Below are 26005 nucleotides of genomic sequence, written 5' to 3'. Positions count from 1 at the left end.
CCTGTTGTCAGTCCTTCTTTTTCTTCAGCGCGGCTTCCAGCGCCAGCACCGTCTGCGCCAGCACGCTTACCCGCGCATGGCGCTTGTCGTTGGCCGACAGCACGTGCCACGGGGCGTTGGGCGTGTCGGTGCGGGCGAACATCTCGTTGGCCGCGTCGGCGTAGGCATTCCACTTGCGGCGGTTGCGCCAGTCGTCCGGCGTGATCTTGAACTGCTTGAAGGGCGACTGCTCGCGGTCGCGGAAGCGGCGCAGCTGCTCGTCCTTGGTGACGGCCAGCCAGAACTTCAGCAGCACCACGCCCTGGTCGGTGAGCTGGCGCTCGAAATCGTTGATCTCGTCATAGGCGCGTTTCCAGTCGGCGGGGGCGGCATAGCCTTCCACCCGTTCGGCCAGCACGCGGCCGTACCAGCTGCGGTCGAAGATGGCGATGTCGCCCAGGGCCGGCACCTTGCGCCAGAAGCGCCACAGGTACGGATAGGACAGTTCCTCGGCGGTGGGCGCGGACACCGGCGTGATGACGTAGCGGCGGGCATCCAGCGCGTGCGTGACGCGGCGGATGGCGCCGCCCTTGCCCGCGGCGTCCTGGCCTTCGAAAGCCAGCACCAGCGAGAGATCCTTGAAGCGCTTGTGCCGCACCGCGCGCGCCAGGCGGGCCTGCCATTGGCGCAGTTCGGTGTCGTATTCGTCCTTCTCGATGTGCGCGGCGTAGTCCAGCCCCGCCAGCCGGTCGGAAGGCTTGGCGCGGCGCGAGACGATGCGCAGCGGCCGGTCCACGCGCGGCGCGCTGGCGCGAGAAATGGCCGACAGCACGGCCTCGCCGGTGCGCACCGTGCGCATGCGTTCATCGGCGCTGGGAATGATGACCCAGGGCGCGTGGCGCGTGTGCGTCTGGTTGATGATGTCCATGCCCGCCGCGCGGATCTGGTCATAGTGCTTGCGCACCTTGCGGTCCTGCGTGGTGACCTGCCAGGCGGTGTCAGGGTCTTTCAGCAAGCGGTCCACGCGCTGGTGTTGCGCGTCCTTGGACAGGTGGAACCACAGCTTCAGGATCTGCACGCCGTTGGCCGCCAGCGTGGCCTCGAAGCGCAGCACTTCCTCGGCCAGCTCGGCCATCTTTTCCGCGTTGGGATGCTTCTGCGCGCCTTCCATCACCAAGGGCATGTACCACGAGCCGAAGACGATGCCGGTGCGGCCGTTGGCGGGCAGCGCGTTCCAGTAGCGCCACAGGTCGGGGCGGGCTGCTTCCGTCACCGTGGGCAAGCCGAAGGCCAGCGTGCGGATGTGGCGCGGATCCATCCACTCGTTGAGCAGGTTGATGGTGGCGCCCTTGCCCGCGCCGTCGATGCCCGCCGCCACGATCAGCAGCGAACGCTTCGGGTCCTGCAGGCGCGCGTACTGCGCCTTCAGCAGCGCGGTGCGCAGGCGCGCCTCGTGCCGGTCCGCCTCGGCGGCGGTCAGTGTCGGGTCGGATTCGGCTTCTTCGAACATGGGCGGGAAGGGAGAGGGAGATCAGTGAATCAGGCGGGCGAGCTCGGCGCCGGGCTCTTCCGCGCGCATGAAGGCTTCACCGACCAGGAACGCTTCCACGCCATGGTCGCGCATCAGGCGCACGTGCTCGGGCGCGAGGATGCCACTCTCGGTCACCACGCGCTTGCCCGCGGGGATGCGCGGCAGCAGGTCCAGCGTGTTCTGCAGCGAGGTCTCGAAGGTGCGCAGGTTGCGGTTGTTGATGCCCAGCAGCGGCGTGCGCAGGGTCAGCGCGATGTCCAGCTCTTCGGCGTCATGCACTTCCACCAGCACGTCCATGCCCAGCTCCAGCGCCACGGCTTCCAGGTCGCGCAGCTGCTGCGCTTCCAGCGCGGCCACGATCAGCAGCACGCAGTCCGCGCCCAGCGCGCGCGCCGAGATGACCTGGTAGGGATCGATGACGAAGTCCTTGCGCAGCACGGGCAGCGGGCACGCCGCGCGCGCCTGGCGCAGGTGGTCGTGCGAGCCCTGGAAGAACTGCACGTCGGTCAGCACGGACAGGCAGGCGGCGCCGTGCGCGGCATACGAGGCGGCGATCTCGGCGGGCACGAAGTGTTCGCGCAGCACGCCGCGCGAGGGCGAGGCCTTCTTCACTTCGGCGATGACGCCGGGCTTGCCGGCGGCGATCTTGTCCTCGATGGCCTGGGCGAAGCCGCGCACGTCCTTGCGCGCCGTGGCTTCGCGCAGCAGGTCGGCTTCGCTGCGGATCTGGCGGGCGGTGACGACCTCGTCTTCCTTGACGGCGAGGATTTTGGCAAGAATGTCGTTCATATCGGCTTTAGAGGTAGGTCCGGGTGTGGGCACAGAATGCCTCGAGTTTCGCGCGGGCGGCACCGCTGGCCAGCGTCTCGCGGGCCAGCGCCAGGCCGTCCTCGATCGAGTCGGCGGCGTTGCCGGCATAGATGGCCAGGCCAGCGTTGAAGGTCACGATGTCGCGGGCGGTGCCCGGCACGTTCTCCAGGGCTTCGAGTACCAGATCGCGGGATTGTTCACGGTTTTCCACGCGGATGGAACGGTTCGACACCATGGTCAGGCCGAAATCCTCCGGGTGTATTTCATATTCGCGCACGTCGCCGTCCTTCAGTTCGCCCACCAGCGTGGCGGCGCCCAGCGAGGCTTCGTCCATGCCGTCCTTGCCGTGCACGATGAGCACGTGCTTGGCGCCCAGGCGTTGCAGCACGCGCACCTGGATGCCGACGAGGTCGGGATGGAACACGCCCATCAGCTGGTTGGCGGCGCCGGCGGGGTTGGTCAGCGGGCCCAGGATATTGAAGAGGGTGCGCACGCCCAGTTCCTTGCGCACCGCGGCGACGTTCTTCATGGCGCTGTGGTGGGCCGGCGCGAACATGAAGCCGATGCCCAGTTCCTGGACGCATTCGGCCACCTGCTCGGGCGTGAGCGACAGGTTGGCGCCCAGGGCTTCCAGCACGTCGGCGCTGCCCGAGGACGAGGACGCACTGCGGCCGCCGTGCTTGGCGATGCGCACGCCCGCGGCGGCGGCCACGAACATGGCGGTGGTGGAGATGTTGAAGGTGTTGCTGCCGTCGCCGCCCGTGCCGCACATGTCCAGCAGCGAGCCGGGATCGGGCACGTTCACGGGCGTGGCGAACTCGCGCATGACCTGGGCGGCCGCGGCGATCTCGCCGATGGTTTCCTTCTTGACCCGCAGGCCCATCAGCAGGGCGCTGGCCAGCTGGGGCGAGACCTCGCCGCGCATCAGGCTGCGCATGAGGGTCAGCATTTCGTCGTGGAAGATCTCGCGGTGTTCGATGCAGCGGGTCAGGGCTTCGGAAAACGTGATCGTCATGGCGGACTCAGTTCAGGGCCAGGAAGTTCTTGAGCAGGGCGTGGCCGTGCTCGCTCAGGATCGACTCGGGATGGAACTGCACGCCATAGACCGGCAGGGTCTTGTGGCGCACGCCCATGATTTCGCCGTCTTCGGTCTGCGCCGTGACTTCCAGGCAATCGGGCAGGCTGGCGCGTTCGATCGCCAGCGAGTGATAACGGATGACAGTGTAGGGCGAGGGCAGGCCCTTGAAAACGTCGCTGTCGGTGTGCGTGATGGGCGAGGTCTTGCCGTGCATGATCTCGCGTGCCCGCACGATCTTGCCGCCGTAGGCCGCGCCGATGGCCTGGTGGCCCAGGCACACGCCCAGGATGGGCAGCCGGCCGGCGTAGCGCTGGATGATGGGCACCGAGATGCCGGCCTCGGCCGGCGAGCAGGGGCCGGGCGAGACGCAGATGCGGTCCGGCGCCAGGGCCTCGACCTCGTCCAGCGTGATCTGGTCGTTGCGGTGCACCAGCACGTCCACGCCCAGCTCGCCGAAATACTGCACCAGGTTGTAGGTGAACGAATCGTAGTTGTCGATCATCAGGAGTTTCATGAGTCTGGCCTGTTGATTTAGCGGATTTGTTCGCGGGCGAGGGAGGACGCGTGCGTGCCTGCGCTGCCGGGCTGGCGGCGCGAACGACTGTCGGAAGGGAATCGAGTGAGGGACATCGGCCATTCTCCGTTTTGGGGAGCCGCCGTGCCGGTGAACCGTCTGACCTGACCTTGTCTACCGGTACGGCGACAAGGTGCGATCCGAGACCGCAGCAACATGCCGCTTCCTATTGGAAGCGCCACCACTGGGCTGCGAGGGTTACGGTCTTGAAGGTCATTTGCTTTGCGGGAAACAGGTGCCTGCCAAGCGGCGCGCGCCAGGAAAGGGCGGCGGATACGTTGCGGGCGTCGGTAGTTTACACGCACTTTCTGGGCGATGCAGCCATGCCGGTGGGCCAGCGGGCGGCCCGCCCGGGGAGGGCAAGGTGCGGCGCGCAGAGCTCCTTGGGGGCAAGGCCGCGCCACCGACTGCCGCCTAGTTCTCCGGTGGAATCCCCAGGTGCGCGGCCAGGGTTGCACCGGCATATTCCCGCCGGAACCGTCCGCGCGCGACGAGCCTCGGCATGAGTTCGTCCAGGAACAGGTCCAGCGACCCCGCCGATCCCCCCGGCAAGGCAATGAAGCCGTCGGCCGCCCCGGCATCCGCCCACGCCAGGATCTCGCGCAGGGCATCGTCGGCGGTTCCCACTACGCGCCAATGCGCGGAGCCCCCGGTCTCCGGGCGGCGCAGCAGTTCCTGCACCGTTGGCTGCTCGCGTTCGACCAGCCGGCGCAGCAGATCCGCATGAGTCTGGCTGCGCAGCGTCGTGACGGGTTCGCCCAGCATCGCGCGGGTCAGCGGTTGGTCGGGCGCGAATTGGCGCACGTCGATGCCGAGCATGCGCGCTAGGTAGTCGAGCCGGCATGCCTGGTCCGTATCGGCGTGCGTCGCTTCGTACAGGTCGCGGGCTTCGCTTGCCGTGCGACCCAGGTACAGGCTCAAACCGGGCAGGACCCGTATGTCGTCGGGCCGGCGGCCGTGGGCCGCCGCGCGGCTGCGCAGGTCCTGGCGCAGTTCTGCGCACGCGTCCAGGTCCGGCGCGGCCGCGAAAACGGCGTCGGCCACGCGTGCCGCGAAGTCGCGCCCCCAGGCTGACGCACCAGCCTGGAACAACGGGATTCGGCCGGCGCCATGCGCGGGAAGGTTCAAGGGACCCTGCACGCTGAAGTAGGGGCCCCGATGGTCGATGGGGCGGACGCGCGCGGTGTCGGCATACCTTCCCGTCGCGCGGTCGACCACGAGGGCGTCCCGGGGGTAGCTGCGCCACAGGCGCTGCACGACATCGGTGAACTCGAGCGCCTTGTCATAACGCGCCTTGGAAGGAGGCATGGGCGCGTCGCCGAAGTTGCCGTTGCCATCCAGGGCCGTGACGACATTCCAGCCCGCGCGGCCCTGGCTGATCCAGTCCAATGACTGAAGCTGGCGGGCCACGACATAGGGCGGGTTGAAGGTGGTCGCGGCTGTCGTGACCAGGCCGATGCGCGTGGTGCTGGCGGCGATGGCGGAAAGCAGGACGGTGGGATCCAGGCTGCTGAAGCCGGGGGAGCGCGCCAGCACGCGCGTGTCGAGATACAGCGTGTCGGGACGGAACAGGAAGTCCAGGCAGGCTGCTTCCGCCCGCCGGGCGATGGCGGTGTAGAAGCTGGATGCGTGGATGGCCTCCACACAGCTGTCGGGCCGGCGCCAGCCGTTGCCGGTGAGCCAGGTGATGGCGAGGGACAGGCCGATGCACAGCGGGGGCCGTTGGGACATGGAGAGCTCCTATCAGACATGAGGAAAAGGGACGCGCGCTGGCCTGCAAGCCTCAGGCCGGGGTCGTGTGCAGGGGGATCACCAAGGGCGAGCCGTCCACCGGATCGGGCATCACGATGCAGCGGATGCCAAAGAGGCGTTCGACGAGGGCTGGCGTGAGTACCTCGCGAGGCGGGCCGGAGGCCAGGATCGTGCCCGCGCGCATCGCAATGAGGCGATCCGCGTAGCGGGCAGCCTGGTTCAGGTCGTGCAGCACCATCACCAGGGTTTGCCCGTTCTCGCGGTTGAGTTTCCTGCACAGTGCCAGCAGGTCCAGCTGGTGGGCGATGTCGAGGAAAGTGGTGGGCTCGTCCAGCAGCAGGACGGGGGTTTGCTGGGCCAGCGCCATGGCGAGCCAGACGCGTTGGCGCTGGCCGCCAGACAGATCATCCACGGCTCGCTCCGCGAGATCAGTGACGCCGGTGTCCGCCATGGCTTGGCAGAGCGCGGCCTCGTCCGCATCGGACCATTGCCTGGCGGGGCTCAGGTGCGGATAACGGCCGCGCGCGACGAGGTCGGCGACCCGGATGCCGGGAGGCGCCAGGCAGGACTGCGGCAGCAGGCCGAGCTTGCGGGCCAGTTCCCGCGCGCGATAGCGGCGGATATCCTTTCCATCCAGGATCACCTGTCCCGCGTGCGGCGCGAGCAGCCGTGACAGGGCGCGCAGAAGCGTCGACTTGCCGCAGGCATTGGGCCCCACGATCGCGGTGATGCAACCGCGCGGAATGTCGACGTCCAGGCCGCTCGCGATGCACCGGCCGTCATAGGCAAGATCCAGCGCCAGGCCGGCAATCATCGTATTCTCCACGCAGGTCGGCTGCCGCGTCATGGCGCGGCTCCCGCGCCGCGCCTGGGAGCGGCCGTCAGCAGCCAGATGAGATAGAGCCCGCCAAGCACGCCCGTCACCTTGCCCACGGGCAGATTCAAGCCCATGAGGTGCAGCTGGCTGACGAGGTCCGCGGCCACCAGCAGGCAGGCGCCCGTCACCGCCGCGCCCACGATCGGCACGCCGTCCGGGCCGCAAAGGCGCCGGGCGAGCTGCGGCGCGGCCAGCGCGATGAAGGCGATGGGACCGGCCGCGCCGGTGGCGAGGGCAGCCAGTATGACCGCGCACAGCACCATCGCCAGGCGCGTGCGCTCCACGGGAATCCCGAGCTGGCGGGCGGTGTCGTCGCCCATCTCCATGATGCCGAGGCGGCGGGCCCCCAGAAGGATGGGGGGCAGGAAAAGCGCGAGGCCCGCCATCGCCAGCCCGGCGTGCATCCAGTTGCGCGCGTTGAGCGTCCCCGCCAGCCACAGGTTGCCCATTACCGCGTCGTCCAGTTCGCTCTTGACCAGCATCAGTCCGTTGAAGGCGTGGAGGATGGCGCCGACCCCGATCCCCACGAGCACCAGGCGCTGGCCCGCGGCCGCCCCGCGCCTGAGAGAGAGGAGGTAGACGAGCAACGAAGTGGCCAGCCCGCCCAGTCCCGCGCCCAGCGCGATGCCCGCCATCGTCTGGCCGTGGACCACGATCTGCAGCAGGGCGCCCGTGGCCGCGCCGGTGGTGAAGCCAATGACGTCGGGCGATCCCAGCGGGTTGCGGGTGATGGACTGGAACACAGCCCCGGAAACGCCCAGCGCCGCGCCCACGAAACAGGCTGTCAGCACACGGGGAAGGCGAATGCCCAGGACCAGCCTCGTGCCTGGACTGGCCGACTGCGGATCGACCAGCGCCTGCAGCAGGGTGGCCAAGCCCACGCCCGTGCGTCCGGTGCTCAGAGAGGCCGCGGCCAGGACCAGCAGGGCGGCAGCAATCGCCATGCAGACGATGACCGCCCGGGGCTGGATGGACAGGGTGAGGGCGCCCAGCCGCCAGATGCGTCGTCCGGGCTGGCGCGTGCGCCGCAGGGAGCCGAATGCCGTCATCGCGGGCCCAGCCGTTGCCGCCTGGCTAGCGCCACGAAGACGGGGCCGCCGATCAGCGCCGACAGAATGCCCACCGGAATTTCACCAGGACGCGCGATGACGCGTCCCAGTATGTCGGCGGCCAGAACCAGCAGTGCGGCGGCCAGCATGGCGAACGGCAGCGTCCAGCGGTGGTCCGCGCCCCCCGCATGGCGGGCGAGATGGGGGGCGGCCAATCCGATGAATGCGATCGGTCCCGCGGCGGCCGTGGCCGCGCCGGCGAGCAGGACGATTGCGGTCGCGCATCCCTGCCAGACCAGTGCGGGACGCGCACCCAGGGCCGTTCCCAGTTCCGTTCCCAGCGCGACGGCGTCCAGCCGCCGCGCCATGGCGAACGCGATCAGCAGGCCAAGCGCCGTCGCTGCCGCGGCTGGCCACAGCACTGCATGTCCACGCCCCTGCAACGATCCCACGGCCCAATGGCGAAACTGGTCGAACACGGCGTTGTCGCTGTTGACGGTGATGATCTGCGTGGCGGCGAGCAGGACTGCGGACAGGGCCGCGCCTGCGAGCACCATGCGCAGTGGTTCGGCTGCCTGGCGGATGCCGCCGAGCAGGTAAACCATCGTCGCGGCGAGTGCCGCGCCGGCAAGGCCGAAGCCCAGCTGTCCGGCGGGATGCGTCACGCCGAAGGCGGCGATGGCGCCAGCGATGGCGAGCGCCGCGCCGGCGTTGACGCCCAGCAGCCCGGGGTCGGCCAGCACGTTGCGCGTGAGCGCCTGCATCAGGATGCCTGCGGCCCCCAGGGCGGCACCCGCGACGATGGCGAGCAGGGTGCGCGGCATTCTCAGGTGCCACAGCAAGAGATGATCGTTGTTGGACGGATCGAAGGCGGTGATGGCGCGCCATGCGGTAGACAGTTCCAGTTCGCGCGCGCCTGCCAGGAGGCTCACGATGGCCAGCGGCATGATCGCCGTCAGGCCGATCGACAGCGCGAGCAGGCGGTGGCGGCGTGCCCGGTTTCGGTTCCCGCTGATGCCAGACGGAGACGAGGCGTGTCGGGTCGCGTGTTGCATGTCTCGATGAAATCGGGGCGTGGGCCGCTCAGCGCCCGAACAGGCGCTGGATCCGGTCCACCACCTCGGTCGCGCTGTAGTAATCGATCCGGAAGGCGTTCGGGCCCAGCGCGTAGACCTGCCCGGCGCGCACCGACGGCATGTTGGCGAGCATGGGATCGCGCAGCATCTCGGCGACGCCCGCGTCGTCCGTGCGCAGCAGGAAAGTGGTACCGGCACGCAGCTCGGGCAGGAACTCGTAGGCCGCCCAGATGAAGTCGCTCGATGGGTCGGCCGTGCCGTGCCAGCGGGGGTCCGGCGCCTCCACGTCGAAGCCCAGCGCGCGCAGGAGCTGCCCATGCACGCCGCCGCGCGTGGCGATGGGGTTGCTGGCGCCTGGGCCGTTGTAACTGATGAGGTTCACCTGGCCGCGCGGGAGGATCAGATTTCCCTTGATGTCCGCGACATGGCGGTCGAATGCCGTGATGCGGCGCTGGGCGTGCGCCGCAAGCCCCGTGGCCTGCCCCAGTTCGTGTGCCAGCTCCTGCCAGCTCTGCCGGCCGTAGTCCACCACGACGGTGGGCGCCACTGCGCGTAACCGCGCGAGATGGTCGCGCGCGGAGTCCGCCCCCGTGGCGGAGACGACGATCAGGTCGGGCGAGACGGCGTAGACCGCCTCCAGGTCCACGCGGCCGGCAGGCCAGATGTTCTCCACGCCGCGTTCCCGGGCCGTCGCTTCCCATTGGGAGAAGAATTTGCCATTGGCTGCCGATGCGCTGGCGGTCACCGGCGCATCGATGGCCAGCAGCGTTCCCGTGGCCGTGACCGAGGTGGAGAGGATGCGCGCAGGCGCGGCGGGCAGCTCGGTCACCGTGCCGTCGGCGTTCTGGAAGCGGCGCGGCCAGCCCCCCTCGGGTTGGCTGGCGCCGAGGACACGGCTGGGCGCCAGCACGGGGCTTGCGCCCAGCGCCGCCAGCGACAGCAGGAAGCGGCGCCTTGCGCGATGGAAGCCAGGCTGCATGCGTTCCTACCAGCTCAGGCGGGCGGTGGCCATCACGCTGCGGCCCGTGCCGTAATAGCACGAGGTCGCCGCCGTGCAGGTGGCCACGTAGCGCTTGTCCGCCAGGTTGCTGGCGTTCAGCGCCAGGTTCAGGCGCATGTTGCCCACCTTGCCCGCGTCGTAGCGCAGGGCGGCGTCGAACAGTGTGTAGGAGGGGATGCGCAGGTGGTTGGCCAGGTCGCCATAGGTCTCGTCCACATAGCGCACGCCACCGCCCATGCCCAGGCCGGCCAGCGGGCCGCCCTGGACGGTGTAGTCCAGCCACAGCGCGCCCATCCATTCCGGCACGCGCGTCATGCGATTGCCGGTGTAGCCGTCGTTGTTGCGCACCACCTTGGAACTCATGCGCGTGACGGCGCCAATGACGCTCAAGCCGCGCATCGGCGTGATGCGTCCTTCGAGTTCGACGCCGCGCACCCGGACCTTGCCGGTCTGCACCTGATAGGCTTCGTCGCCCTGGTTCTCGGGATCGGCGGTCAGTACGTTCTGCTGGTTCAGTTCGTAGGTCGAGAGCGTAATCATCCCGTCGCTGCCCAGCGGTTCATACTTCAGGCCAGCCTCCCACTGCGTCCCGGTCACGGGCTTGAAGGTGCTGCCATCGCGCTTGAGCCCGCCCGTGGGCTGGAACGATTCCGCGTAGCTGAGATAGGGGGCCAGGCCGTTGTCGAACAGATAGGTGGCGCCCGCCCGGCCCGTGAAGGCGTCGTTCTTGGTCAGCGTGCGCCGTTGGGTCAGGCGGTCGAGGGTGTCGATGCGGGTCCAGTCCTGGCGTCCTCCCAGCGTGAAACGCCACTTGCCGAGGGCCATCTGGTCCTGCAGGTACAGTCCCACCTGTTCGTCGGTTTCCCGCGTGGACATCTGTGGCGCGAGCGTCGGCGCGAAGTCGTAGTGGGTATAGACGGGGTTGTAGATGTCGATGGCAATGGCCGTGGGCGAGACCTGTGCTGCCTTGCGCAGGAATGTCCAGTTGGTCTTCTGCCAATCGAAGCCGGTCAAGAGGGTGTGGGACACCGCGCCGGTTGCGAATTTTCCTTCGATCCGGTTGTCGAGGGTCTGCGCATCCGAGTCGCCTTCGCCCTGCACGGCGCGCCGGTTCAGGGTGCGGCCGTTGACCAGCGTCCTGAGCTGGGTGAGCGGCGCGCCGCGCACCCCGTTGCCGACGGTGGCGCGGTAGAGCGAATCGACGTGCGTGTGGCGGGCATTCTGGTTGAATTTCCAGTTGTCGTTGAACTGGTGTTCGAACTGCCAGCCAGCCGTCCAGATATCACGGTTGTAGACGTTCCAGTCGGGCTCGCCCAGGAACGTGTCATGGTCGAGGTAGCCGTCGGCCGCCGGGATGACCGTTCCCTCGTAAGGCAGGAACTGGAAGGTGCTGCCGCCCCGGTCCCGCTGGAGCATGCCCAGCAGCGTCAGGCGCGAGCGATTGTCGTTGAAGCGCAGGGTCGCGCTGGGAGCGATGAACCATTGCTGATGGTCGGTGTGCTTGATCTGCGTGTCGCCGTCGCCATACAGTCCGACCAGCCGCCACAGCAGCTTTTCATTCTCGCTGTCACCGCCCAGGTCGAACGCGGTCTGATGCCGGCCATGCGCGTCGAGTTGGAACCGCAGGGTCTGTAGCTGGCCCGCCTCGGGCGTCTTGCTCACCTGGTTGACCATGCCGCCGGGGGCGAGCTGGCCGTAGAGCACGCTGGAAGGTCCTTTCAGGACCTCCACCCGTTCCAGGTTCCAGGTGTTGAACGAGCTGCGGTTCCAGCTCAGATTACTGTCCGAGGGGGCGCGCAGGCCATCGAGCATCACGTTGGTGCCGAAGCTGCCGGCGTCGAAACCGCGGATGTACAGGTCGTCGACGCGATTGTCGATGCCCTGGCTTTCGGGCAGCACGCCGGCGGTATATCGGGTGGCCTCGTTGAGATTGCTCACGCCACGCGCGTCCATTTCCTCGCGCTCGATGACCGAGACCGACTGGGGGACTTCCAGCAGGGGAGTATCCGTCTTGGTCGAGCCGCCGATGGTTTCCGCCGTGCGATAGGCGTTGACCGTGATGGACTCCAGCATCTGGGGAGCGTTGGCGTCTGCCGATGCGGAGGATTGTCCGGCTGCGCTGCCCCAGGTGACCGCCAGCAGCAGGGGCAGCAGGCGACGGACCTGTCCGCCGCGTCGCGGCGTGGGGGCGGAACGGAGCCGGGACGGTGCCAGGGCGGCGGGGGACGGCGTGAGAGGGGATATCTGCACGAATGATCCTTCATTGCAAATGGGAGTTGTTCGCATTTGTGATTGTGATCGTTCATGCGGCTGTCGTCCTTCGCACGCGCGGCGGAAATCTTCGTGCGCACGGCAATCTGTCGCGGCGGGCCGGTCCGCGCGCGTTTTACAGCCGGGGCCGTACCTGTTTCGGCGAGACGCCGAAGCGCCGCTTGAATGCCGTCGCGAAGCTGTTCTGGCTGGCGTAGCCGGCGAGCGCCGCCGCCTCGCCCACGCTGATGCCTTCGCGCTCCAGCGCCTGGCGCGCCTGCCTCAGCCTTTCCTGCTGCAGGTAGTCGGAGATGGTGATGCCGTGGACGCGCCTGAAATGGCGCTGCAGCGTGGTGGAAGTGGTATTGAGGTGGCGCGCGATCTGTTCGAGGCAGGGCGGCGCCGAGGCCCGATCGCGCAGCCAGGCCTTGAGCTCCTGCATGCGCTGATAGGCAGCGGGCCGCAGCGTGCCGGGATCCGTAGCGCGTCCCGTGTGCGGCGCGGCCTGCGAGAGCGCCTCGACGACCAGTTCGATCGCGCGGCTCTCCAGGTACATGCCAGTCACGTAGGCGGGCATGGACGGCGGGTTGAGCATCTGTTCGGCGATCATGCGCGCGCGTGTCGAGGCATGCCAGATGCGTGTCTCCAGATGGCGCGACGTGGGGGTCGCGGCGGCGCAGGCGCCTTCGTATAACGATGCCTCCAGCCATGCGCGCGCCAGCCCTATGCTGATGCGCCGGGAAGTTTCCCCCTGGTGCACCACCCGGCGGCACTCCTCGGGTTCCAGCATCGTGACCATGGCGGCATTCATTCCGCCTGCCGCGGGCTTGCCTGCCTTCAATTGCACGCGGCTGCGCCCGTAACTGACGTCGATCGTGCCCTCCAGGACCAGCACGATCCGGACGTGGTCCTCGACCAGGGCGAGTCCGGTGGACGCCTCGCAGGCCAGTTCGTTGCCGAAATGCAGGGAAAGGCCGGGGCGCAGCATGCGGTGCTGCCGGGTGGGTGCGGGCTCATGCCGGCCCGAGGAAAGCATTCCGTTCTGGGAGGCCATGGTTTCGGACCCATGATGGCTGACTGCCGGGGATGGCTGGCCGCGTACGCGCGCCGGGACGCGGTGCGGGACAAAACGGAATGATAACGTTTCTTGTTATGTTTTGTCTTGGTGAGCCAGCGTGTCGCCACGGGCCGTTGCCGCCAGGCGCCCCGGCCGGGGCGCCTGGCAAGCCATCAAGGCTGGGCCGGACGCGCCGTCAGCCATTGCGCCGGCGGCAGCGCCTTGGCCACCATGCGGATTTCGTTGACGCAGCCGTTGAAGCCGTAGTGCAAGGTGCCGCCCGACGTGCCGGCGCCGACGCGCCACGGCGCGCCGCCTGCGCGCACGCCCATGCCGATGCCGCCGCTGGCGTTGCGCAGGACCTTGACGCCTTCGACATACATGTCGGTGTTCAGGCCGTCGTTCACGATCGCGATGTGCTGCCAGGTCCCGCCGGGCAGTTCATGCGACCAGTTGGTGAAGTGGGCCTGGTTGACGTCCGCCGTGTTGGTCGGCACGACCTCCCATTGCGCTTCCTTCAGGCTGGAGATGCCCAGGATCGCGGACGAACTGTCCGGCTCCGAGTTGTGACGCCATCCCGGGACCTGGTTGCGTCGCGAGGTCTGGGCCAGGATCTTGGCCCAGCGGTGCTCTGCTTCGGTGAAATCGTCCACGCGCACGATGGCCTCGACCGTGTAGCCGCTGACGAACGTTTCATCGTTCACCGGCGCGCCGGCCAGCGTCTGCAGGAAGTTCACGATGCGCGGCTGGCCGTTGATCTCGCGCGTGCCGACCATGCAGATCGAGCCCTTGGCGGCCGAGAAGGGATGGTGCGAATCGGACCACACCATCTGTTCAAGCCGGGCGTCGTTGGTGATGCCGTTGGTCGTCGGGACGATCTGGCGTTGCAGCGGGTTGCCCTTGCCGGACGCGTCCGGGATTTCGCCCGCGGCGTCGGGTTGCACGGGGTCGCCGGCAGCGACGCCCGAGGGACGCACGAAGCGCCAGTGCGCGCTGGTCTCGGGCACCTTGACGTAGTCCTGGTCATCGGCGGCCGGCTTGCGCGGGTCGGCGGGCATCACGTAATTCGCCGCATCGACGAAGGTCTTGGCGTCGGCGATGAACGAGGCGTTGCCAGCGGTCTCGGGCACGGTGAAGTCCGGGTTGAAGCCCGAGAAGCGTGCCTTGAAGTCCATGTTGACCGTGAAGCTGTCGGGCGCGTCGGCCAGTTCCAGCGCGTCGATATAGCTGCGCTCGGCTTCGGGCTTGCTGCGCAGCCAGGACGAGAACGTGTAGGTCTCGATGGTGTTGCGCGCCAGGTCGAACTCCATCAGGCGCAGGTAGCCGTTGCCGCCGTCGGTGTCCATCTGGTAGTCGGCCAGCACCTGGATGACGTCCAGCCCTGCGTTGTTCTGCTGCACGCGGTGCGCGGCGCCGTGATAGTGGCCGTTGATGGTCAGGAAGACCTGGGGATTGGGCGCGATCACGTCGTTCCACAGCGCGGCGCCAGAGCCGGCGTCGTCCGCGGGGTCGATCGCGTTGCCATCCTGGATGGTGATCAATTGGTGGGTCGTCAGGATGGCCGGCAGTGTCGGATTGTCGGCCAGGACCTGGTTCGCCCAGGCGCGCGTCTGCGCCGACGGCTTCCAGCCCAGCGCCAGCACCAGGAACTTCTGGCCTTGCGCCGTGAACGTGTGCCACGTGTTGTAGCCGGTGCCGTCCATGCCGCCGAAGGTGGCGCTGGATGCCTGGCGGCTGCGCGGGAACCAGGTCAGGTAGGGCTCGTTGCCCGGCGTGCGCTGGTCGTCCCACTGGTTCCAGTTGCTGGTGTCATGGTTGCCCGGCAGGATCGAATACGAGATCCTGGCGTCTTCCAGCACCTTCAGGGCTGCGTCGGCGCCGACCCATTCGGCGTTCTGGCCGGCCTGGTCGACGATGTCGCCCAGGTGCAGCACCATCGGCACTTGCAACTGCGTGGCGTGGTCGGCGATCCACTGGGTCTGCGAGAAGAAGATGTTGCGGTTGTAGCGCGAGTAGAACTGGGTGTCGGGCAGCACCGGCAGCACGAACGAGGAATAGGTCTTGGGCACGTCGACCGGCACTTCCGGCTCGGCGGGCGTTTCCTCTTCGGTGGGCGGGGCGGCCGGGTCGCCGGGTTGGGTGGTGGGCAGGTCGGAGACCGGCGCGTCGTCGTCGCTGCCGCCGCACGCGGTCAGCGCGCAGGCGAGCAGGACGCAGCAGAAGGGATTCTTCATGGCAATGGAACAGAGGCTCAAGGTGGGCGCGCCGTGCACAGCGCTGCGGGGAATGCGGATCAACCCGAAGCCGCGCATCCTATTGAGCCGGTATGACATCCCGGTGACTTCCCCTTGCCCGGATTGTTAAGTTTTATCAAGAAGGGACCGGGGGCGGGCGGGGCGCGTTCTTTCCACGCGTGCCAGGCACCCAAAATGCGCGGTGCTATCCTTTCCGCTGCATTGCTTCCCGTTCCCTGCATTCGGCCGCAATCGGCCTGTGCCTGCCGTATTCCCCCTGCCTGACTCCACCGTGACGCTTTCTTCCCGCCGCCTGTCCTGTCCTGCCTCCCGTCTTCCCCTGTCTCGTCTGCTGGCCATCCTGAGCCTGGGCCTTGCCTGGCTATCCGCCCCCCTGCACGCGTCGGCCCAGGCGACCCAGGCCAGCGCGCAGGAAGAAACGTTCGCGCCGCAGCTGGGCCGTCATGGCAAGGACGTGATGTGGCTGCCGACCCCCGACGCGCTGGCTGAACGCCTGATGCGCATGGCCGGCCTGGGACCGCAGGACATCTTCGTGGATCTGGGCGCCGGGGATGGCCGTGTCTCCATCGCCGCCGCGCGCGACTTCCAGGCGCAGGCCCTGGGGGTGGAGTTCGATCCGCAGATGGTCGCGGTGTCGCAGCGCAATGCGCGGGAAGCGGGCGTGGCCGACCGCGCGCGGTTCATCGAAGGCGATATCTTCAAGGCCGATTTCTCCCAGGCCAACATCGTCTTTATGTACCTGCTGCCGCAACTCAACCTGCGCTTGCGGCCCACGCTGATGGCCATGGCGCCGGGCACGCGCCTCATCACGCATCAGTTCCACATGGGACGCTGGGAGCCTGACGAGACCACGCTGATCGCGCATCGTCCGGGGTATTTGTGGATCGTGCCGGCCAATGCCGGGGGCCAGTGGGCCTTGAGCTATCCACTGGGCGCCGGCCGTGGCCAGGCGACCCTCGATCTGTCGCAGACCTTCCAGAAGCTCAAGGGCACGGTTGCCATGGGCGAGCTCCAGACCACCTTGCGCCAGCCGCGGCTGACGGGTGATCGCATCGCCTTTGCCTTCACCGATCCCCAAGGGCATCTGCGTGAATTCACGGGCGTGGTCACGGCAGACCGTCTCCGTGGCACGGTGACGGGCCCGGAGGATTCCGCCTCGTTCACGGCCAGGCGTGTGGGGGCGGCTCCTCCCGTCGGCGGATCCGAACCGCCCTCGCAGGAGGAACTGGACGCCGCCGCGGCCTCCCTGGGCAGCGAGTGACCGCGGCGGGCTGCCGCCCGCCTCGCACTACAGCATCTGTCCCAGGAACGCCTTGGTGCGCGGATGCGCGGGCGCCAGGAAGAAGGCCGGGGCGGGGCCTTCCTCGACGATGCTGCCCTGGTCCATGAAGATGACGCGGTGCGCCACTTCGCGCGCGAAGCCCATCTCGTGCGTGACCACCAGCATGGTCATGTGTTCGTCGGCCAGCTGGCGCATGGTGCGCAGCACTTCGCCGGTCAGTTCCGGGTCCAGCGCCGAGGTCGGCTCGTCGAACAGCATGATGTCCGGTTCCATGGCCAGCGCGCGCGCGATCGCCACGCGCTGCTTCTGGCCGCCCGACAGCCGGCTGGGATAGTTGTCGCGCTTCTCCAGCAGCCCCACCTTGCGCAGCAGTTCCTCGGCCTTGGGGAGGATCTCGTCGCGCGCCATGCCCTTGACGGTGATGGGCGCTTCGATGATGTTCTGCAGCACGGTCATGTGCGGGAACAGGTTGAAGGACTGGAAGACCATGCCCATCTTGCTGCAGATGCGGCGCACCTCGGCGTCGCTGCCGTAGCGGCTGTGGCCGCTGCCCTCGTCGGTGGCCAGTGTTTCGCCTTCGATCAGGACGGTGCCCGCATCGATGGTTTCCAGGTGGTTCAGGCAGCGCAGGAAGGTGCTCTTGCCCGAGCCCGACGGACCGATGACGGCCACGACCTCGCCCTTGCCCAGCGTGAGCGACACGCCGTCGAGCACGCGCAGCGCACCGAAGGATTTCACGATGCCGCGCGCCTCGATCATGGCGGGGCGCGTGGCGGCCGCGGCGCTATTGGTCGTACTTGGCATAGTGCTTCTCCAAGCGCTGGAAGCCCCAGGTCAGCACCAGGGTCATCAGGAGATAGAAGAGGGCGGCCACCAGGAACGGCGTCGTCGTGAAGTCGCGCTGCACGATGCCACGCGCCACGCGCAGGATGTCGTTCAGGGCCAGCACGTAGATGAGCGAGGTGTCCTTGACCAGCGTGATGGTTTCGTTGCTGAGCGGCGGCAGGATGCGCGGCACCATCTGCGGCAGCACGATGCGGCGCAGCGTCTGCAGCGGCGTCATGCCCAGCACCTTGCTGCCTTCGTACTGGCCGCGGTCGATGGACAGGATGCCGGCGCGGAAGATCTCGGCGAAATAGGCCGCGTAGTTCAGCGCGAAGGCCACCACGGCGGCGGGGAAGTCGGGCAGCCGCACGCCGATGACCGGCACGAAGGGCAGCGCGAAATAGATGAACAGCATCTGCAGCATGAGCGGCGTGCCGCGCATGAGCCAGATATAGCCATTGACCGCGTTGCTGAGCGCGCGCCAGCGCGACACCCGCGCCAACGCCAGCACCAGGCCCAGCGGCACGGCCAGGCCCAGCGTGATGAAGAACAGCGTTAGCGTGACCTGCGCGCCTTGCGCAAGCGGTCCAACGAGAGAAAGGGCGTATTCCATTCAGGGCTTCCTGCCAGCGCAAGCAACGCCACGCCGGCGGAACAAGGCAAAGCGGTAATACAAAAGAACCTCAGGAAGCCGGGGCGCCGCGGAGCTGGCTCCGCCAGTCCGCCAGCGCCGCCCCCCTGGGGGGGGAGGGGCGAAGCCCCTCGGGGGGGGACCTACTTCACGATATCGGCGCCGAACCACTGCATGGCGATGCGGCCGGCGGTGCCGTCCTGCTTCATCGCGGCCAGCACTTCATCCAGCTTGGCGTTCAGCGCGGTGTCTTCCTTGCGGGTGCCCACGCCGTAGTCCTCGGTGCCGAAGTTGTCGGTCAGCACGCGGTAGTCATTGGCGCGCTTGGCCACCAGGTAGCGGCCCACCACTTCGTCCACCACCACGGCGTCCAGGCGGCCGGCCGACAGGTCGACCAGGGCGGTCACGTTGTCGCCGAAGGTCTTGAGCGACTTCAGGCTGGCGGCGACCTCGGCTTCCTTCTTGATGGCGTCCACGGCGCTGCTGCCTTCCTGGGCGCCCACGACGTGGCCGGCCAGTTCGGCCTTGGTCTGGATGCTGGAGGCGGCGGCCACCACGATGATCTGGTGGTTTTCCATGTAGGGCGCGGTGAAGGCGATGTTCTTCTTGCGCTCTTCGGTGATGGTCAGGCCGTTCCACAGCGCGTCGACGCGCTTGCTGTTGAGCTCGGCTTCCTTGGCGCTCCAGTCGATGGGCTTGAACTCGACTTCGATGCCCAGGCGCTTGGCGGCTTCACGGGCCATGTCGATGTCGAAACCGACCAGCTCGTTCTTCTCGTCGCGAAAGCCCATGGGCGGGAAGTTGTCGTCCAGGCCGACGACGATCTTGGCAGGCACGGCCGGCGCGGGTGCGGCGGCTTGCGGCGCGTCCTCGCCCTTGCCGCAGGCGGCGAGCAGGACGGAGGCGGACAGGGCCAGGACGGCGGTCAAAGTCTTCATGGTGTCGAAAGAGGGAAGTGAAGGAAGTCGGACGGTTGCGTGGCCGCGCCCAATGCAGGGCGGGCAATGGGCCGGGGCAGAACCGCCGGCGGAAAACGCACCGCGGCCCGTGCCGGGGCAGGCCGGGCGGGCCACGAAGGGCAAAAGGTTAGCGCAAACGCGGACCGCGCGCTTGTCCGCCCGGCGCGGGGCTGGATTTGGCACCCGTGCGCAAGCGCGCCAAGGCGGCCGTCAGCCACCAATTTGCTCGGGGAATACCCTTGGTTGGGGGGCGCGGGGCAGGGGGTGCGGCACTAGAATCGAAGACCCGCGCGCGCTGCCCGCCAACCTGGCCCCGTGCCGCGGCCCCTTTTTCTACTTCCCCAGGACGCCATGAGCAAGAAGACATTCCGCATTGCAGCCATCGCAGGTGACGGTATCGGCAAGGAGGTCATGCCGGAAGGGCTGCGCGTGCTGGACGCCGCCGCGCGCCGCTACGGCATCGGCCTGGACATCGTCGAGATCGAGTGGGCCAGCTGCGATTACTACGCCGCCCACGGCCAGATGATGCCCGACGACTGGAAGCAGCAGCTGCAGGGCGTGGACGCGATCTTCTTCGGCGCGGTGGGCTGGCCCGCCACGGTGCCCGACCATGTGTCGCTGTGGGGCTCGCTCCTGAAGTTCCGCCGCGAGTTCGACCAGTACATCAACCTGCGCCCCGTGCGCCTCTTCGACGGCGTGCCGTGCCCGCTTGCCGGCCGCAAGCCTGGCGACATCGACTACCTGGTGGTGCGCGAGAACACCGAGGGCGAGTACACCTCGCTGGGCGGCATCATGTATGAAGGCACGGACCGCGAGATCGTGATCCAGGAGTCGGTCTATTCGCGCCATGGCGCCGACCGCGTGCTGAAGTATGCCTATGAGCTGGCCAATCGCAGCCGCCGCAAGCGCCTGACGGTGGCCACGAAGTCCAACGGCATCGCCATCAGCATGCCGTGGTGGGACAAGCGCGCCGAGGCCGTGGGCCAGGACTATCCGGACGTGTCGGTGGACAAGCAGCACATCGACATCCTGAGCGCGCGCTTCGTGCTGCAGCCCGATCGCTTCGACGTGGTGGTGGCTTCCAACCTGTTCGGCGACATCCTGTCCGACCTGGGACCCGCCACGACCGGCACCATCGGCCTGGCGCCTTCCGCCAACCTGAACCCCGACCGCAAGTTTCCCTCGCTGTTCGAGCCGGTGCACGGGTCTGCCCCCGACATCCACGGCCAGAACATCGCCAATCCGGTCGCCATGATCTGGTCGGCCGCGCTGATGCTGGACTTCCTGACCGAAAGCCAGGGCGCGGGCCGCGCGGCGCATGACGCCATCGTGCAGGCCATCGAGGCCGCCATCGTCCAAGGGCCGCGCACGCGCGACCTGGGCGGGCAGGCCTCGACCACGGAGATGGGCAAGGCCATCGCCGAGCGTGTTGCCCAGGGCTGAGCCCGGGTTCTTCTCGTCATCGTCATCCAAGGAGTTGCACGCAATGCCGCTGTCCATCCAGAATGGGTCCCTTTTTCAGCCGGGCCGCAACCATATCGGCGACGCCTGGTGCGCGGCCGATGACGGCCGAACCCTGGCGGTGTCCGACCCCGCCACCGGCAAGGCATTTGCCGAGGTGCCGGACAGCGGCGCGGCCGATGCGCGCCGTGCGCTGGAGGCGGCGCATGCGGCGTTCCCGGCCTGGCGCAAGGTGCCTGCCAAGGAGCGCGCGCGGATCCTCAAGCGCTGGAACGACCTGATACTGGCGCAGCAGGAGGACCTGGGGCGGCTGATCTCGCGCGAGCAGGGCAAGCCGCTGGCCGAGGGCAAGGGCGAGGTGGCCTATGCGGCGAGCTATGTCGAGTGGTTCGCCGAAGAGGCCACCCGCATCGAGGGCGAGCTGATCGAGGCGCCCGTGGCGGGGCGTCGCATGTTCGCCTTGCGTGAACCCGTGGGCGTGATCGCGGCGGTGACGCCGTGGAACTTCCCGGCCGCCATGATCGCCCGCAAGATCGCGCCCGCGCTGGCCGCGGGCTGCACGGTGGTGTGCAAGCCGGCCGAGGACACGCCCCTGACCTCGCTGGCGCTGGTCAAGTTGGCCGAAGAGGCCGGCGTGCCGCCGGGCGTGCTGAACATCGTCACGGCCTCGCGCGAGCGCACGCCGGAGGTGGTGGACGTGTGGCTGGATGACCCGCGCGTGCGCAAGTTCACGTTCACCGGCTCCACGCCGGTGGGCAAGCACCTGGCGCGGCGGTCGGCCGATACGCTGAAGAAACTGTCGCTGGAGCTGGGCGGCAACGCGCCCTTCATCGTGTTCGACGACGCCGACCTGGACGCCGCGGTGGAAGGCCTGATGGCCTCGAAGTTCCGCAATGGCGGCCAGACCTGCGTGTGCCCGAACCGCATCTATGTGCAGACGGGCGTGCACGACGCCTTCGTCGAGAAGCTGGCGCGCCGGGTGGGCGCGCTGGTGGTGGGGCCGGCCAGCGATCCGGATTCGCAGATCGGCCCGATGATCAATGCGCGCGCGGTGGAGAAGATCGAGCGCCACGTGGAGGACGCGGTCAAGCGCGGCGCGAAGATCGTGGTGGGCGGCAAGCGCGTGCGGGATGCGCGCTGCGATGGCCCGACCTACTACGCGCCCACGGTGTTGACCGGCGTCGACGGCAGCATGGATTGCTCTTGCGAGGAGACCTTCGGCCCCGTGGCGCCGGTCACGCGCTTCACCACCGAGGAAGACGTGATCGCCGCGGCCAATGCCACGCCCTTCGGGCTGGCGGCCTATTTCTATTCGCAGGACGTGCGCCGCATCTGGCGCGTCGTGGACGCATTGGAAACCGGCATCGTCGGCGTGAACGAAGGCGCGATCTCGTCCGAGGCCGCCCCTTTCGGCGGCGTGAAGGATTCGGGCTATGGCCGCGAAGGCTCGCGCCTGGGGCTGGCCGAATACATGCACGTGAAGTACGTCTGCCAGGGCCAGCTGGACTGAGGCCACGCGCCGGGAACCCGCGCCAGCCTTGCCACGTGGCAGGGTGGCTGGGCGGTCCGGCCGCTATCATCCAGGCTTTCCGCAACGCCACGGGAGGCTTCATCCATGTCGGTCACGCAAGAAGACGCGGCGCGCATGCGCGCCCTGGCGGCGCAGCTCGGTCACCCGCAAGGCGAGGACGGCCTGCGCGTGGGCGAGACCATGCACGAGAGCAACATCGGCATGACCCGCGCCTGCCTGGCGGCGCTGGCGTTGCAGGCGGATGACGTCCTGCTGGAAGTGGGGCACGGCAATGGCGCCCATGTGGCCGAATGCCTGGCAGCCGCGCCTGGCCTGCGTTACCAGGGGCTGGAACTGTCGGCCCTGATGCATGAGGATGCCGCGCGGCGCAATGCCGCGCTGGGCGAGGCCGCGGGCTTCGCCCACTACGACGGCCAAGCCTTTCCTTTTCCCGATGCGTGCTTCACGCACGCCATGTCGGTGAACACCTTGTATTTCCTGCCCGACCCGCCGGCTTTCCTGGCGGAACTGCGGCGCGTGCTGCGGCCCGGCGGCACGCTGGGCCTGGCATTTGCCGACGCGGAATTCATGCGTGCGCTACCTTTCACCGAGCATGGCTTCCGCCTGTACGCCATGGAGGCCGTTCGCGACGCATTGGCGGAGGCAGGGTTCCTGCCGGGCGAAGCCCGGCGCATCGAGGAACAGGTGCCCAGCAAGGCCAGGCCCGGCACGACGCAGTCGCGGCCGTCGTGGGTGCTGACCGCGCGTACGCCGGCCTGATCGCCTGCCGTCAGAAGGTCTGCCAGATCATGTGCAGGCTGACCAGCGTCATGACGATCTTGAAACCCAGCTTGAAGTGCTTCTCGGGCAGGTTGTCCAGCGTGCGCGTGCCCACCCAGGTGCCCAGCACGCCGCTGGCGATCATGGCGACCAGCATGGGCGCCCAGGCCGCATAGGCGAAGCCCAGCGTACCGAAAGCCAGGATCTTCAGGCCATGCTGGATCACCATGCAGGCGGCATGCGTGGCCACCAGCGGCTGCTTCACCAGGCCCGTGCCCGCGATCAGCGCGGCCACCAGCGGGCCGGTGGCGCCCACCAGCATGGTGCAGAAGCTGGAGACGGCGCCGCCCGCCACGAAATAGCGCTTGCCGTGCCTGCTCGCGCCGGCCTGGGGTTTCTTGCGGTACACCGACCACAGGATGAAGAGGGCCAGTGCCCATTTGGCCAGCGCATCGGGAATGGAGACGACGACCGAGGCGCCCACCGCGATGCCGATGACGCTGCCCACGGTGAACCACAGCAGCAGCGGCCGCACCAGGTGTTTCCACTGGATGATGACGCGCCCGGCGTTCGAGCCCGTCTGCACGACGCCATGCACGGGCAGCACGGTGGTGACGGGCATGCCAAGGCCCATGACGGCCAGCATGGCCACGCCGCCGCCCAGGCCCAGGGCCGCGGTCAGGGCGGAAGTCACGAAGCTGGTGATGATGAGGACGGCGGCGAAGGCCGTGGAGATATCGGGGGGCACGAAAGACATGGGCGCAAGCATACTCCCGCCGCTTGCCCGGGGTGCCGCTGGCATACTGGCAAGGTGTTTTCCACCCCGCCTGGCGTTATTGACCGATGACCCTGACCGTCAGTATCGAATCCCCCGCGCAGCCCGAGGTCGAGGCCCTGCTGCAACGTTCCAATGATTACCACCTGGCGCTGTATCCGCCGGAAAGCTGCCACTTCCTCGACAGCCGCGACCTGTCCGCGCCGCACGTCACGTTCTGGGTGGCAAGGCTGCAGGGCCAGGCCGTGGGCTGCTGCGCGCTGGTGGCGCTGGGCGGCGGGGAAGGGGAGATCAAGCGGCTGTGGGTCGAGTCCGCGGCGCGCGGGCAGCGCGTGGGGGCACGGCTGATGGATGCGCTGGAAACCGGCGCGCGCGGCCAGGGGCTGGATGTCGTGCTGCTGGAAACGGGCATCGACCAGCCCGAAGCGCTGGCGCTGTACCGCTCACGCGGCTATGAGGCGTGCGAACCTTTCGGCAATTACCTGCCCGATCCGGTCTGCGTATTCCTGCGCAAGGACTTGCGCAGGAACCTGGGCAAGGAAGAGGCCGGAAAGGTGCAGGGCCTTTCCGGCGCGGCGCGTCAGTACGCCGCCGAGTAGATCGCGAACGCGTCGTCCTCGGTGACCTCGCGCGGGTTGTTGCCGAGCAGGCGCGTCTGCTTCATGGCGTCCCGTGCCATGCGGCGCAGATCGCCTTCCTGCACCCCCACTTCGCGCAGCGTGCGCGCGATGCCGGTCTGGGCCGCGACCGATACGTGATAGGCGATGAAGGCCTGCGTGCGGGCCTCGTCGCTGCCTGTCACCGTGGGGGCCACGATGGCCGCCAGCTCGGCATACAGCGCGGACGCCGCCGGAGCGTTGAAGCGCAGCACGTGCGGCAGCACCAGGGAGTTGGACAGGCCATGCGGCACGTGGAAGATGCCGCCGATGGGATAGGCCAGCGCGTGCACCGCCGCCACGGGGGCGTTGGCGAATGCCTGGCCCGCCAGCATGGCGCCCAGCAGCATGTCCTGGCGCGCCTCGCGGTCCTGGCCGTTGCGGCAGGCCTTGACCAGGCTGCGCGACAGCAGGCCCAGGGCCTTCTCGGCCAGCATGTCGGACAGCGGATTCTTCAGGTGCCTGCTGGTATAGGCCTCGATGGCGTGCACCATCGCGTCGATGCCGGTGGCGGCCGTGGCCGCGGCGGGCAGGCCCAGCGTCAGGTCCGCGTCCAGGATGGCCAGGTCGGCATAGAGCGTGGGCGACACCACGCCGGACTTGGTGGTTTCGCCGGTGGTCACGATGGAGATGGGCGTGACTTCCGAGCCGGTGCCGGCCGTGGTGGGAATCTGCACCAGCGGCAGGCGCGTGCCGCGCACGTTGCCGATGCCGTACATCTCGGCCAGCGGCTGGTCCGAGGCGGCCAGGATGGCGATGAGCTTGGCCACGTCCATCGACGAGCCGCCGCCCAGGCCCATCACGAGCTGCGCGCCGCCTGCCCGGGCGCGGTCGGCGGCGGCCAGCACGACGTGGTCGGGCGGGTCGGCCACGACGTCGTCGATGACCTGCACCTGCCAGCCGTGCGCGGCCAGGTCCGCCAGCGCGTCGGCCAGCAGGCCGCTGCGGTGCAGGAAGCCGTCGGTGACCAGGCACAGTCGGGTCAACGCTTCATGGCGCTCGCGCAGCAGCGCCCCCAGGCGCCTGGCGGCGCCCAGTTCGACCAGGATGTCGGGCGTCGTGCGGAATTCGAAGGCTTTCATGCGGGAGTCCTCAATGCGGGGCCGGGCAGCGCGTCCGGTCTTTCAACCCAGTCCGGCCAGGCGTCCCAGGGTCAATGCGCCGCCCACGCAGGCGAGCACGCACACCACCACCACGGCTTGCAGCATGACGGCGGGCGGCGCGCCGGGCGCATCGGCCCGCATCAGTGCCTGCTTGCGCCAGGCCGCCACCAGCACCAGGCCCGCGGCGGCCACCAGCAGGAGGATGCCAAACACGGTCAGCAGGGGCTCTTCGCCGTGCACGCCCACGCGCAGCACCAGCGCTGCGTTCACGCCCACGGCCATGGCCGTGCGGCTCCAGGCCAGCGCCGTGCGTTGCGGCTGCAGCCCCGGGTCCCTGGGCGTCGCGGCCGTGGTCACAGCAGCAGCATGCCGGCCAGCACGGCCGCCACCATGAGCAGCGCCGCGGCCGTGACGGGGATCAACAAGCCGTGCGGCAGGGACTCGCCGCGCCGCATGGCGATTTCATTGGATTTCCAGCGCTGATAGGCGCCCGCCGAGAGCAGGCAGGCCAGTACCGCCAGCAGCAGCGCCAGCGCCACCAGCACGCCGCGTGGCTGCAGCGTGACGGCGAACTGTTCCAGCAGGACGCCGGCTGCCAGCAGCGACAGCGCCGTGCGGATCCAGGCCAGGAAGGTGCGTTCGTTGGCCAGTGAAAACCGGTAGTCCGGTTCTTTTCCTTCCTGTTGCCAGCGCGGGCGGTGCATGATGTCTCCTGATGTGCGCGGACGTGGCCGT

At 68.4% G+C, this 26005-nt stretch carries 24 protein-coding genes; 5 read left to right on the top strand and 19 right to left on the bottom strand.

Features of this window, described 5'->3' with window-relative positions; genetic code table 11:
• Nucleotides 1-7: 7 nt before the first annotated feature.
• The 12 genes from pap to ODI_RS21320 form a co-directional block, all read right to left on the bottom strand.
• Nucleotides 8-1489: a polyphosphate:AMP phosphotransferase gene (gene pap, locus ODI_RS21375; RefSeq protein ID WP_067757514.1), complete on the bottom strand. Its 1482-nt coding sequence runs from the start codon at nt 1487-1489 to the stop codon at nt 8-10.
• A 21-nt stretch (nt 1490-1510) separates the two neighbouring features.
• Entirely contained in the window at nt 1511-2299 is a 789-nt protein-coding gene (gene trpC / locus ODI_RS21370; protein WP_067757511.1) for an indole-3-glycerol phosphate synthase TrpC, read from the bottom strand.
• Between the two features lie 7 nt (nt 2300-2306).
• Nucleotides 2307-3335 carry an anthranilate phosphoribosyltransferase gene (gene trpD, locus ODI_RS21365; protein WP_067757508.1) on the bottom strand — a complete coding sequence of 343 codons (1029 nt, stop codon included), beginning with the start codon at nt 3333-3335 and terminating at the stop codon, nt 2307-2309.
• Between the two features lie 7 nt (nt 3336-3342).
• Nucleotides 3343-3912, bottom strand: a complete 570-nt coding sequence (locus tag ODI_RS21360; protein ID WP_067757505.1) for an anthranilate synthase component II — start codon at nt 3910-3912, stop codon at nt 3343-3345.
• A gap of 474 nt (nt 3913-4386) precedes the next feature.
• On the bottom strand, nt 4387-5703 hold the full coding sequence (locus ODI_RS21355; protein ID WP_067757503.1) for an NtaA/DmoA family FMN-dependent monooxygenase: 1317 nt from the start codon (nt 5701-5703) through the stop codon (nt 4387-4389).
• A 52-nt stretch (nt 5704-5755) separates the two neighbouring features.
• Nucleotides 5756-6571 carry an ABC transporter ATP-binding protein gene (locus ODI_RS21350; protein ID WP_067757500.1) on the bottom strand — a complete coding sequence of 272 codons (816 nt, stop codon included), beginning with the start codon at nt 6569-6571 and terminating at the stop codon, nt 5756-5758.
• Nucleotides 6568-7650, bottom strand: coding sequence for a FecCD family ABC transporter permease (locus ODI_RS21345; RefSeq protein WP_173719701.1), 1083 nt, complete (start codon nt 7648-7650; stop codon nt 6568-6570). Before ODI_RS21345 ends, ODI_RS21350 begins: the two co-directional genes overlap by 4 nt.
• Nucleotides 7647-8705 (bottom strand): FecCD family ABC transporter permease, encoded by a 1059-nt coding sequence (locus tag ODI_RS21340; RefSeq protein WP_067757498.1) that lies wholly within the window; start codon nt 8703-8705, stop codon nt 7647-7649. Before ODI_RS21340 ends, ODI_RS21345 begins: the two co-directional genes overlap by 4 nt.
• 28 nt (nt 8706-8733) lie before the next feature.
• Nucleotides 8734-9705, bottom strand: a complete 972-nt coding sequence (gene fepB / locus ODI_RS21335) for a Fe2+-enterobactin ABC transporter substrate-binding protein (RefSeq protein ID WP_067757496.1) — start codon at nt 9703-9705, stop codon at nt 8734-8736.
• A gap of 6 nt (nt 9706-9711) precedes the next feature.
• Nucleotides 9712-11976, bottom strand: coding sequence for a TonB-dependent siderophore receptor (locus ODI_RS21330; RefSeq protein WP_231968108.1), 2265 nt, complete (start codon nt 11974-11976; stop codon nt 9712-9714).
• Nucleotides 11977-12112: 136 nt separating this feature from the next.
• The gene (locus ODI_RS21325; RefSeq protein ID WP_082985440.1) at nt 12113-13030 is read right to left on the bottom strand and encodes an AraC family transcriptional regulator; all 918 of its coding nucleotides are present in this window, start codon (nt 13028-13030) and stop codon (nt 12113-12115) included.
• A gap of 176 nt (nt 13031-13206) precedes the next feature.
• Entirely contained in the window at nt 13207-15267 is a 2061-nt protein-coding gene (locus tag ODI_RS21320) for a LamG-like jellyroll fold domain-containing protein (RefSeq protein WP_157929800.1), read from the bottom strand.
• Between the two features lie 259 nt (nt 15268-15526).
• Between ODI_RS21320 and ODI_RS21315 the strand changes: the two genes are divergently transcribed.
• A complete protein-coding gene (locus ODI_RS21315) occupies nt 15527-16549 on the top strand; it encodes an SAM-dependent methyltransferase (RefSeq protein ID WP_067757488.1) in 1023 nt (340 codons plus the stop codon).
• Between the two features lie 27 nt (nt 16550-16576).
• Here the strand turns inward: ODI_RS21315 and ODI_RS21310 are convergent, their stop codons facing one another.
• The 3 genes from ODI_RS21310 to ODI_RS21300 all read right to left on the bottom strand — a co-directional run bounded on the left by ODI_RS21310 (nt 16577) and on the right by ODI_RS21300 (nt 18964).
• Nucleotides 16577-17329 (bottom strand): amino acid ABC transporter ATP-binding protein, encoded by a 753-nt coding sequence (locus tag ODI_RS21310; RefSeq protein WP_067757486.1) that lies wholly within the window; start codon nt 17327-17329, stop codon nt 16577-16579.
• A gap of 25 nt (nt 17330-17354) precedes the next feature.
• Nucleotides 17355-18008, bottom strand: a complete 654-nt coding sequence (locus tag ODI_RS21305) for an amino acid ABC transporter permease (protein ID WP_067757483.1) — start codon at nt 18006-18008, stop codon at nt 17355-17357.
• Nucleotides 18009-18169: 161 nt separating this feature from the next.
• Complete coding sequence (locus ODI_RS21300; RefSeq protein WP_067757480.1) at nt 18170-18964, bottom strand: amino acid ABC transporter substrate-binding protein; 795 nt, start codon at nt 18962-18964, stop codon at nt 18170-18172.
• Nucleotides 18965-19336: 372 nt separating this feature from the next.
• Here ODI_RS21300 and ODI_RS21295 point away from each other — a divergent pair, with 372 nt between their 5' ends.
• The 3 genes from ODI_RS21295 to ODI_RS21285 all read left to right on the top strand — a co-directional run bounded on the left by ODI_RS21295 (nt 19337) and on the right by ODI_RS21285 (nt 22736).
• Complete coding sequence (locus tag ODI_RS21295; RefSeq protein ID WP_067757478.1) at nt 19337-20428, top strand: tartrate dehydrogenase; 1092 nt, start codon at nt 19337-19339, stop codon at nt 20426-20428.
• 43 nt (nt 20429-20471) lie between these two features.
• Nucleotides 20472-21956 carry an NAD-dependent succinate-semialdehyde dehydrogenase gene (locus tag ODI_RS21290; RefSeq protein WP_067757476.1) on the top strand — a complete coding sequence of 495 codons (1485 nt, stop codon included), beginning with the start codon at nt 20472-20474 and terminating at the stop codon, nt 21954-21956.
• Nucleotides 21957-22061: 105 nt separating this feature from the next.
• Nucleotides 22062-22736, top strand: coding sequence for a class I SAM-dependent methyltransferase (locus tag ODI_RS21285; protein WP_067757475.1), 675 nt, complete (start codon nt 22062-22064; stop codon nt 22734-22736).
• Between the two features lie 10 nt (nt 22737-22746).
• Here ODI_RS21285 and ODI_RS21280 read toward each other — a convergent pair whose 3' ends face one another.
• A complete protein-coding gene (locus ODI_RS21280) occupies nt 22747-23493 on the bottom strand; it encodes a sulfite exporter TauE/SafE family protein (RefSeq protein ID WP_067757472.1) in 747 nt (248 codons plus the stop codon).
• An 86-nt stretch (nt 23494-23579) separates the two neighbouring features.
• On the opposite strand from ODI_RS21280, the gene ODI_RS21275 reads away from it, so the two are divergent.
• On the top strand, nt 23580-24110 hold the full coding sequence (locus tag ODI_RS21275) for a GNAT family N-acetyltransferase (protein WP_067757469.1): 531 nt from the start codon (nt 23580-23582) through the stop codon (nt 24108-24110).
• On the opposite strand, the gene ODI_RS21270 is transcribed toward ODI_RS21275, so the two are convergent.
• The 3 genes from ODI_RS21270 to ODI_RS21260 are packed head-to-tail and all read right to left on the bottom strand — an operon-like array spanning nt 24092 to nt 25974.
• Nucleotides 24092-25249, bottom strand: a complete 1158-nt coding sequence (locus ODI_RS21270) for an iron-containing alcohol dehydrogenase (RefSeq protein ID WP_067757466.1) — start codon at nt 25247-25249, stop codon at nt 24092-24094. The two genes, ODI_RS21275 and ODI_RS21270, sit on opposite strands and share 19 nt — an antisense overlap.
• Nucleotides 25250-25291: 42 nt before the next feature.
• Nucleotides 25292-25627: a DUF202 domain-containing protein gene (locus ODI_RS21265; protein ID WP_067757463.1), complete on the bottom strand. Its 336-nt coding sequence runs from the start codon at nt 25625-25627 to the stop codon at nt 25292-25294.
• Nucleotides 25624-25974, bottom strand: coding sequence for a YidH family protein (locus ODI_RS21260; protein WP_067757456.1), 351 nt, complete (start codon nt 25972-25974; stop codon nt 25624-25626). Before ODI_RS21260 ends, ODI_RS21265 begins: the two co-directional genes overlap by 4 nt.
• Between the last annotated feature and the right edge of the window lie 31 nt (nt 25975-26005).

This window comes from Orrella dioscoreae (genome assembly GCF_900089455.2).
GTDB classification, from domain to species: domain Bacteria; phylum Pseudomonadota; class Gammaproteobacteria; order Burkholderiales; family Burkholderiaceae_B; genus Orrella; species Orrella dioscoreae.
The sequence above is the reverse complement of the archived record's forward strand: the minus strand, read 5'-3'. Positions and strand labels throughout refer to the sequence as shown.